5 protein-coding genes are annotated in these 7,621 nt (G+C 64.9%); 1 reads left to right on the plus strand and 4 read right to left on the minus strand.

The genetic code is table 11. The annotated features are described in order from the left end of the window. Positions 1–3 precede the first annotated feature (3 nt). From PQR02_RS30375 to PQR02_RS30390, 4 genes are all read right to left on the minus strand, one after another. A complete protein-coding gene (locus PQR02_RS30375) occupies positions 4–1,491 on the minus strand; it encodes a SulP family inorganic anion transporter (protein ID WP_408240346.1) in 1,488 nt (495 codons plus the stop codon). Between the two features lie 215 nt (positions 1,492–1,706). After that, positions 1,707–2,297 (minus strand): BPSL1445 family SYLF domain-containing lipoprotein, encoded by a 591-nt coding sequence (locus PQR02_RS30380; RefSeq protein ID WP_408240349.1) that lies wholly within the window; start codon positions 2,295–2,297, stop codon positions 1,707–1,709. Between the two features lie 238 nt (positions 2,298–2,535). Then, on the minus strand, positions 2,536–3,918 hold the full coding sequence (locus PQR02_RS30385) for an FAD-binding oxidoreductase (RefSeq protein ID WP_408240352.1): 1,383 nt from the start codon (positions 3,916–3,918) through the stop codon (positions 2,536–2,538). 387 nt (positions 3,919–4,305) lie between these two features. After that, a complete protein-coding gene (locus PQR02_RS30390; RefSeq protein WP_408240355.1) occupies positions 4,306–5,067 on the minus strand; it encodes a 3-oxoacyl-ACP reductase in 762 nt (253 codons plus the stop codon). A gap of 1,268 nt (positions 5,068–6,335) precedes the next feature. Between PQR02_RS30390 and PQR02_RS30395 the strand changes: the two genes are divergently transcribed. Beyond that, positions 6,336–7,621: hypothetical protein (locus PQR02_RS30395; RefSeq protein ID WP_408240358.1), on the plus strand; the 1,286-nt coding region annotated here is incomplete at its 3' end.

The raw sequence follows: 7,621 nt of genomic DNA on the forward strand, positions 1-7,621 counted from the left end.
CCTTCACGCGAAGCCCATCCCCGCGCGGCTCAGCAGGCGCTGATTGCGCTCCGACAGATTCTTCATGCGCAGTTGCTTGCCGGCTTTGCGATAGCGCTCGGCCAGTCCCTGCAACGCCGCCAGCGCCGAATGATCCGCGAGCAGCAGGTGGCTGCAATCGATCGTGACGCGCTCCGGATCATCGAGCGGATCGAACAGCTCGTGAAAGCGCGTGGTCGAGGCGAAGAAGAGCGTGCCGCGCGGCACATAGGTTTTGTCGCCGGCGCGGTCCTCGACGTGCGCGTGAATTTCGCGCGCATGCTGCCACGCGAAACTGAGCGCGGCGATCACGATGCCGCACATCACGGCGATCGCCAGATCGGAGAACACGGTGATGAGGGTGACCGCGACGATCACCAGCGCGTCGTTGCGCGGCACCTTGCCCAGTACGCGCAGCGAACCCCATGCGAAGGTTTGCTGCGCCACCACGAACATCACGCCGACCAGCGCCGCGAGCGGAATCCGCTCGATCAGCGGCGACAGGAACAGGATGTACATCAGGATCATCACGCCGCTGACGATGCCCGACAGCCGCGACCGGCCACCCGAATTCAGGTTGATCATGGTCTGGCCGATCATCGCGCAGCCGCCCATTCCGCCGAACAGTCCCGAGGCGATATTCGCCGCGCCGAGCGCGAGGCATTCGCGATTCGGCTGACCGCGCGTTTCGGTGATCTCGTCGGTCAGATTGAAGATGAGCAGCGTTTCGAGCAGACCGACGATCGCCATCAGCACCGCGTAGGGCAGCACCACGTGCACGGTGTCCAGGTTCAGCGGCACGGCCGGCAGGTGCAGCGTGGGCAAGCCGCCCGCGATGTGCGCCATGTCGCCGAGCGTTCGCGTGGGCAGATGCAGCAGCTGCGTGAAGAGGCCCACACCGACGATCGCCACCAGCGCGGGCGGCGCGGCGCGCGTGAGCCTCGGTAGCACGTAGACGATCGCCATGGTCAGCGCGACGAGCCCGCACATCCACGCCAGTGCGCCGCCGTGCAGCCATTGTTCGCCTTGCGGCGTGCTCTGTCTGAAGTGCGCGAGCTGCGCGGTGGCGATGACGATCGCGAGGCCGTTGACGAAGCCGAGCATCACCGGATGCGGGACCATGCGGATCAGCTTGCCCAGGCGCAACGCGCCGAACAGCACCATCAGGATGCCGCTGAGGACCACCGTGGCGAGCAGGTATTGCGCGCCGTGCTGCACGACCAGCGCCACGATGACCACCGCCATCGATCCGGCGGCTCCGGAAATCATGCCTGGGCGTCCGCCGAACAGGGCCGTGGCGGTGCAGATAAAGAACGCGCCGAACAGACCCATCAACGGATTCAGGTGGGCGACCAGCGCGAAGGCGATGCATTCTGGCACCAATGCGAACGACGAGGTCAGGCCTGCGAGCACATTGCTCTTGATGCCGGCCAGCTTGGCGAGCCGGCCGTGAGTGGAACTAGCGGTGGTCATCTTCAACGAAATGGGGAGTGGGGAGCGCGTGGGGCAAGCGGCGTATGTCGCCCTGCGCAGAGATGCTTCGACCGGCCCTGGCTGAAACGATGGCCGGAGAACCGCAAAAGGGACGGATTTTACAGCAGTGCGGCCGATGCCGCCGGCGCGCCGTCACGCACGCCGCTGGGGCGGCGACGCCGTGACGGCAAACGCGCGGGTTCTTCAGATGACTGTCAGATGATCAGACGCGAAACCTTGGTCCCTTCGAGCGACACGCCAGCCATCAGGCCGCCGTTCGTCAGCACGAATGCTTCGACGGGACTCGTCGCGGTGGACGTGTCGACCGCGCCGTTCGCGCCGACCTTCAGCACGGCGACGGTGGCATCCGCGCCCGCCGCCCATCCCTGGCTGTGGAGGAATGTGTCCAATGCTTCCTGCGTCATGAACAGGAACACGAGAGCCTTGGACTGCGCGCCGATCTGCAAACCGAACGAGCCGGCGACGGTGCTGTAGTAACCGGTCGTCTGGCCGTTCATGCGTAGCGCCCCTTCGCCGTACTGGCCGCCGATCCAGAACCCCGCCGAGATCACCGATGGAAACACGAGGACGCCGCGCGCCTTTGCGACCAGTTCGCGCGAGCCGTTGACGTTTTCGTAGAGGCGCGAGAGCGTCGAGTCGACGCCTGCGTTGATCGTGTCGCGCTTGCCGGCGTTGGCAGCGGGCGACGCGCTGGAGGAAGGCGAAGTCGTCGTGCAACCGGCGAGGCCGAGGCCTGCAGCGGCCAAAGCAGCGCTGCCGGTGAGGATGAACTGTCGTCTGCGCATGATGGTTTTTCCTTTTAAGTTATAGAGGTGGGCGGGGATGTACATGAGTTCGAGTCGTTCTATCCGCTCCCGTTCACACGCGGGCCGTCATGTCGGGATGCCGGCAGGCCCGTATGGCAATGACCAGTTAGCAGATAGCGTGCCCGAGTGCGCCGCCTGCGCAGCGGCGGCGGGCTTTGGACGATATGAGCGGGGAACCGCGCGGCACGGCCGCGCGATTGAACTGACCGAAGTCAGATTAAGCAGCTGGACGAATGTTCTGGTTGCAACGGAAAAGATTGTGCGGATCGTAGCGGCCTTTTACCGCGACGAGCCGTTCGTAGTTCGGCCCGTATGCATCGGCGACGCGGCCGCCTTCTTCCTGCGTCATGAAGTTCACGTACACGCTGCCGAGCGCGAACGGCGCGGCCGCATCGAAGAACGCGCGCGCCCACGCGATGCAGCGCTCGTCGTCGGCGGCATCGTCCCAGCGGCCATGCACGTTCATCGCGTACTGCGTATCGCGGCTCGAATAAGCGGTGGCCGCGACCGGCACACGTTGTGTTTGCGCGCCGATCTGTCCGAAGAAGATCTCGCATTGCGGCGAGGGCAGATTGCCGATCGCCTGGAGCAGCGCGTCAATCATGCCGTCCTCGATGCCGGCGAGATTGTGCGACTTCCAGTAATTGCGCGCGCCTGGCGTGAGCAGTGGATCGAACGCCTGTTGCCATGCCACGTAAGGCATCGGGCCGAGATGTTCGCCGAGCGGCGTCCCATAGCGGCGCACCGGTTCCACCACGGACGGCCCGTTTTCAATCGGGCCGCAATAGCACATCGCGAAGATGAGCACCGGCTTGCCGTGCACTTCGGGCGGCAGGAACGGCAACGGCGGCGCGAGCCGTGCGACCGCCCAGACGGCGAGTTCGTCGGGGCGTTCGTCGGCGCGGTATTTGATCAGCGCGTCCTTCGCCTGTTCGAGCGGCAGCACGACGAGGCCGCCGTAGATGAGCGGGCCGACCTGATGCAGCTGGAACTCGAATAGCGTGACGACGCCGAAGTTGCCGCCGCCGCCGCGAATCGCCCAGAACAGATCTTCGTGAGCATCGGCGCTGACGTGCAGCAACTCGCCGTCGGCGGTGACGATGTCCGCTGACAGCAGATTGTCGATCGTCATGCCGTACTTGCGGCTGAGCCAGCCGAAGCCGCCGCCGAGCGTCAGGCCCGCGACCCCAGTGGTCGAGTTGATGCCGAGCGGCGTGGCGAGCCCGAAGGCTTGCGCCTCGTGATCGAAATCGTGGAGCGTCGCGCCCGGCTCGACATATGCGCGCTTCGCCGCCGGGTCGATACGCACGGATTTCATCGAGGACAGATCGAGCACGAGACCGTCATCGCACAGCGCGCTGCCGCCAATGTTGTGACCGCCGCCGCGAATCGCCAGCGGCAGTCCGTTGTCGCGCGCGAACGCGACGCCGCGGCGCACGTCGGCGGCGCCCGCGCAACGCAGGATCATCGCCGGATGCCGATCGATCATCGCGTTCCAGATGCTGCGCGCCTGATCGAAGCTCGCGTCGCCGGGGTGCAGCAGCTGGCCCCGGATCGTGGATTTCAAGTCATCGACTGCGCTGCTGGAAACATTGACCATGGCTTACCTCGTTGGAGAGTGGCGGGCGTTCTCAGAACACTATTCACTTAGGTAAACGCAGATGAAAGCGTATTGAGAGGTTGGTGTGCGTCCAGTAAACGGGGCTGCCCCGTCTTGTCAAACAAAGGTTTACCCGCGCTCGCCACTGCGTTCGCGCAAGCGCTGGCGCGACAGGCATCAGCGGGCGGCCGCGGCTGCGATGATGCGGGCCCGGGCCGTGGATGGTGGAAATACTTCGGGAAAAATTCGCACGGCGAAGTGTTGGTTTGCGCCGCGCTGATGGTTGCGCGACGACACTTTGCGCGATGCCCGCGTGCTGATGCCCCCAACGCGCGGGCCCATGCACGGGCAATGTGCAGATCAATGTGCGGGTCGACGCGCGGGCGGTCAGCCCTTCACGAGACCCCCGTCGACGATCAGATTCTGGCCCGTGACCGCGCGCGCCCATGGCGACAGAAAGAACAACACGGCGTCGGCGAATTCCTCGGGCGTCGTGACGCGGCGCACTGGCGTGGAACTGGCGATCAGGTCGAACACGAATTCCGGCGTCGCCGCGCTCGCGTCGGTGGTGCGCAGCAGACCGCCCGACACCATGTTGACCGTGATGCCGTCGGGGCCGAGGTCGTGCGCGGCGGTACGCGTCAACGACAGCAGCGCCGCCTTGGCGGCAGTGTAGTCGTGATAGGGGACCACGGGATTCTGAAACAGGTTGGTGCCGACGTTGACAATGCGGCCGAACCCTCGCGCGCGCATGCCGGGCGCGGCTGCTTGCAGCGTGTTGAGTGCGCCCTTGAGCGAGCCGTCGAGTTGCTGCTGGAAACGCGACCAGTCGATGGAGTCAATCGGCGGGCGCGCGTCGCCGTCGAACTGGAAGTCGGCCAGCGCGTTGTTCACGACCGAAGCGATGGGCCGGCGAGTTTGCGCCTGCGCTGCTTCGAACAGGCGCGCGACGGCGGCGCGGTTGGTGACATCTGCCTGGAGCGGCAGTACACGCTCGCCGAGTTCTTCTTTCAGCGCGAGCGCCAGGGATTCGCTCTTGTGGTAGTTCACGACCACGCTCGCGCCTTCGCGCACCAATGCGCGCGTGATCGCTGCGCCGAGTCCGCGGGCGCCGCCCGTCACCAGCACCCATTGTTCGGGAAGAAGCATCTGTGTTCCTGTTGTCGATGAAGTTGCGATGTTTCTATTGTCGCCCGATTCGCGTTTTGCGTGCTCTGTGAGGCAACGCACGAAGTTAGGAATAGCGCCTGGGTGGTCGTGTGTCGGAGTGGCGATGACTTCGAGTCAGGCTCTTGTGGGTGTCGAGCGGCGAGTGGTTGACGACTCGTCGAATCGATGACGGATGCTGTGGAAAGGCGAGCCCCTTTGAACAAGTCTGTTTGATTGCGCTCACTCGGCTTGGACAGTTGAGCGTTTGTGTGCGGCGTAACACTTAAAAAGAGCCGCCGGCTACGTCATTGCCCTAAGTGTTTGAGAAAACCCGCGTTGGGAAGTGTTGCCGGTTATCTGATTTATCCGGTCACGAGGCCCGGCAAATTCGAATAAATAATAGTTCGGACTGCAGAGGTAAATATGGGAGTTTCCGGTGTTTGACGCACTCTTCGATCCTTGTCAATTCGGCTATCCGTGCGCGGCAATGATCCGCGATATCGCATTGCGTGGGCTAACGCACGGTCACCGCATGACGCTGCGCATAACTTCAACGTCCATCAGGCCTTGCTGTGCCGTTCTATCGACGAGGTTCGCGCGCAGCCAGTTGTTTCTCTCGGATCACGCCAAATCGGACCGGGATTTTCCGCGCGAGAGAAGCCATAGACGAGGCGTTTTTTGCATCGCGTGAGGCAGCGCCGACTGGGCTTTGAATTTTTCTTTTAACGGGGAACAGAGATTCGCTCGTTATCCGGGCCGGTCACTCTAGATGAATAGTTAGGAGAATGAAATGAAAAAGCAAAACGGGGATGGGCGGGTGCTGGGGACGCGCAAGGCGGTATTGGCCGTTGCAGTGAGTCTGTATACGGCGATGGCGGGCGCTCAAATCAATCCGGCGCCGTCCGCCGCACCGTTGGCGAGTTCCACGCTCGTGCTTGCACAGGCCTCGTCGGGTGGCTGCCCGGCCTCCGGCGCTCCTGGTTGCAGGCCGCAAAACGATGGCTTGTATACGATTGGCCGCGGCGGACTCGCCGCGGCAAGTGTGGGAACGACGTCGAATGCGGGGTCGCAAGGCGGCAATGGCAGCTCGTCGGCGGGGTCGGGGAGCAGTGGCGGTGTGACCAACTCCGGCTCGGGTGGTGGGCTTGGGTCGGGTAGCACGGGTAGCGATGGAGGCGGGAAGGGCGGCGGATCGGGCGATGGCGGGGCAGGTAAGGGCGGCTCGGGTGACGGTGGGTCGGGGACGGGAGGCGACGGCGGTAGCGGTGATGATGGTGGTGATGGTGGTGGTCATGGGCACGGCCATGGCCATGGCGATGGCGATGGCGACGGTGGCCATGGAGATGGCGGTCATCATGGCGATGGTGGCCATGGCCATGGTGGCGATGGCGACGGTGGCCATGGAGATGGCGGTCATCATGGCGATGGCGGCCATGGCCATGGTGGCGATGGCGACGGTGGCCACGGTCAAAGCGGCCACGGCGATGGCGACGGTGGCCATGGAGATGGCGGTCATCATGGCGATGGCGGTCACGGCCATGGTAGCGATGGCGACGGTGGCCATGGAGATGGCGGTCATCATGGCGATGGTGGCCATGGCCATGGTGGTGATGGCGACGGCGGCCACGGTCAAAGCGGCAAAGGCGATGGCGGTCATGGCGACGGCGGCCACGGTGATGGTGGCCATGGAGATGGTGGCCATGGAGATGGTGGTCATCATGGCGATGGCGGTCATGGCCATGGGGGTGATGGCGACGGCGGCCACGGTCAAAGCGGCCACGGCGATGGTGGTCATGGAGACGGTGGCCAAGGCGACGGCGGTCACGGCCAAAGCGGCCACGGCGATGGCGGTCATGGCGACGGCGGTCACGGCCAAAGTGGCCACGGCGATGGTGGTCATGGAGACGGTGGCCACGGCGATGGCGGTCATGGCGACGGCGGTCACGGCCAAAGTGGCCACGGCGATGGTGGTCATGGCGACGGCGGTCACGGTCAAAGCGGCCACGGCGAAGGTGGCCATGGAGACGGTGGCCAAGGCGATGGTGGTCATGGCGACGGCGGTCACGGTCAAAGCGGCCACGGCGAAGGCGGCCATGGAGACGGTGGCCAAGGTGATGGTGGTCACGGCGACAGCGGTCACGGTCAAAGCGGCCACGGCGAAGGTAGTCATGGAAACGGTGGCCAAGGTGATGGTGGTCACGGCGACAGCGGTCACGGTCAAAGCAGCCACGGCGAAGGTAGTCATGGAAACGGTGGCCAAGGTGATGGCGGTCATGGCGACAGCGGTCATGGTCAAAGCGGTCACGGCGATGGCGGTCAGGGTGCTGGCGGCAACGGTCAAAGCGGTCATGGCGAAGGCAGCCACGGCGGCAGCGGTTCGGGCAACGGTGGCTCCGGCAACGGCGGTCACGGCGGTGGTGCTTCGGGCAACGGTGGCTCCGGCAACGGCGGTCACGGCGGCGGCGGCTCCGGCAACGGTGGTCCCGGAGGCGGCGGCAACGGTGGCGGTTCGGGCAACGGTGGCTCCGGCAACGGCGGTCACGGCGGCGGCGGC

The organism is Paraburkholderia sediminicola (assembly GCF_046026895.1).
Lineage (GTDB): Bacteria > Pseudomonadota > Gammaproteobacteria > Burkholderiales > Burkholderiaceae > Paraburkholderia > Paraburkholderia sediminicola_C.